Annotated in this window: 3 protein-coding genes; all 3 read right to left on the reverse strand. The window is 68.8% G+C overall.

Annotated elements, in window-relative coordinates:
* Positions 1-73: 73 nt before the first annotated feature.
* Positions 74-964 carry an alpha/beta fold hydrolase gene (locus tag FPZ47_RS27285; RefSeq protein ID WP_210420037.1) on the reverse strand — a complete coding sequence of 297 codons (891 nt, stop codon included), beginning with the start codon at positions 962-964 and terminating at the stop codon, positions 74-76.
* Between the two features lie 109 nt (positions 965-1073).
* Positions 1074-1244, reverse strand: a complete 171-nt coding sequence (locus FPZ47_RS28710; RefSeq protein WP_168209584.1) for a hypothetical protein — start codon at positions 1242-1244, stop codon at positions 1074-1076.
* A 302-nt stretch (positions 1245-1546) separates the two neighbouring features.
* Positions 1547-1846 (reverse strand): hypothetical protein, encoded by a 300-nt coding sequence (locus FPZ47_RS27290; protein WP_144957366.1) that lies wholly within the window; start codon positions 1844-1846, stop codon positions 1547-1549.
* Between the last annotated feature and the right edge of the window lie 150 nt (positions 1847-1996).

Genomic DNA, 1996 nt, shown 5'->3' on the forward strand with positions numbered 1-1996 from the left:
ATCCATCCTCGCCAAAGTCCAACGCGCACGCACCAAACTCGAACAAGTAGTTACCCAAAACTGAGACGGACCACTAGGGTCTTTGGACACCACCGACGTCGACACGCCGGGCGAGGAAATCTAGCACCGCCCCGGCGAAGACGTCGTTGCGATCCCCGGCGACCATGTGCCCCGCCCCGCGCACGTCGGCGAACTCGACCCCAGGGAAGCGGACCAGGAATTCCTCGGCGCGCTCCTGGCTGACGAGGTCGCTCATCCGGCCCCGGACCAGGAGCATCGGCACGCCACTCGCCAGGATCGTGTCCACGGCGGCGTGCATGCGATCGACGTCGGTGACCTCCATCGCCGGGTGCGCCGCGGCGCCGCTGATGAACTTCGGGTCCCAGTGCCAGTACCAGCGATCGCCGCGGCGGCGCAGGTTGGTGGTCAGCCCCCCAAGATCGGTCGGCCGGGGCCGGTGCGGGTTGTACTCGGCGATCGCGTCCGCGACCTCCTCCAGAGAGCCGAATCCCGACTCCACCCGCTCGGCCATGAACGCATGAATCCGGCTCGCCCCGGATTGCTCCATGTTCGGCACGATGTCGACGAGCACCACCGCGCTGGCGATGCCCGGCGAAAGCTCTCCGGCCAGCAGCATCGAGGTGAACCCGCCCAGGGAGGCCCCCACCAGCGCCGGTTTCTCCGGCAGGCCGCGCAGCACTTCCTGCACGTCGCGCGCGAAACTGATGACGCGATAGTCGCCATCGCCGGACCAGTCGGATTCTCCGTGCCCCCGCAGGTCGACCGTGACGGCCTGCCACCCGCGCCTGGCCACGGCGGCGGCCGCCTTGGCCCAGGACCGCCGCGTCTGCCCGCCGCCGTGCAAAAACACCACGGCACGCGCCTCCGGATCGCCCCGTCGGTCGCAGGCGATGCGCACACCGCCCGGCCCGGATGCGGCAAATGGTTCAGGGGCTCGGGACATAGCTCCACCCACAGGTCCGCCCACAGCCCCACACCCATCCGGGCCGGTCAGCGGTCATCAACAGATAGTAGAACGCGGCCTCGGGGCGCACTCCGCCCGCATTGCCGGGCTAACCGGTTTTGTCGCCCTGCGCGTGGTCGCCACGCCACCGGGTGGAGAACCGCCGGGCAACTCCCCGGAGCCCGCTGCGCGGGTACTGGGCACCCTTGATCTTGCCCGGCGCCTGCCTGCCTTCGGCCGCGTAGTCGTCGACCGTTTCGTCGCCGTCGTCAGCGCGCATGCCGGCCTCCTCGTCCCCGGCGTTCGGGGGCACCGAAGGGCCTCGGCGGTTTCGGCGCCCGACCCGCACGCAGTCGCGCGACCGCAGGTCTGCACCAAGCGCAAGAAGGAGATCCCTGTCCGAACGGATTGTCATCACAGGCGCCGGGGAGCAACGAAACGGTTCTGCATGCCGCGCACCGCGCCACGATGCCCCGCCTGGTGCACATGTCCTCGATCGGGACGTGTGCGCCGGTACGCCGACGGCATGACCGGGGCCCGGTGACCACCCGCCCAGTGCCGTAGCGGCCTCGGCGCTCGTCGTCAGTGCTCGTCGTAATGCTCGCCGTGCGCCGCGTGCCGGCACCCGTCGTGCACGTAGTCGACGTGATCCCCGTGCGGCACGGCGACGTGGCCGCAGCCCTCCCCGTGGTGATGGTCGTGATGCGCATGCACGGTGTGGCCGGCCGGTTCGCACTCGTCGTAGTGGTCGCCGTGCTGTCGATGCAGGTGCCCCTCGTGGACGTAGTCGACGTGCCCCCCGTGTGGGATCGCGACGTGGCCGCACCCGTCGCCGTGCATGTGATGATGTGCGCCGTGGGTGTGGTGGGTTGCGCTGGTCATTGCCTGTCACCGCCGTCCTTGAAGCTGTTGGTGCACGACGACTTTAGTCCGTGCGGACCGCACCGGACATGGTCTTACTAAGGAGTTCGTAAGTAAGTCGAGACACGCCGGGGAAAGCCTTTGCTGGCGAACGATATTCGTCGAGAATAG

Source organism: Mycobacterium helveticum, assembly GCF_007714205.1.
Lineage (GTDB): Bacteria > Actinomycetota > Actinomycetes > Mycobacteriales > Mycobacteriaceae > Mycobacterium > Mycobacterium helveticum.

What these genes read in the sequence shown, in the direction of transcription:
- FPZ47_RS27285 (WP_210420037.1), bottom strand. Translation starts at nt 964, where the DNA reads ATGTCCCGAGCCCCTGAACCATTTGCCGCATCCGGGCCGGGCGGTGTG.
- FPZ47_RS28710 (WP_168209584.1), bottom strand. Translation starts at nt 1,244, where the DNA reads ATGCGCGCTGACGACGGCGACGAAACGGTCGACGACTACGCGGCCGAA.
- FPZ47_RS27290 (WP_144957366.1), bottom strand. Translation starts at nt 1,846, where the DNA reads ATGACCAGCGCAACCCACCACACCCACGGCGCACATCATCACATGCAC.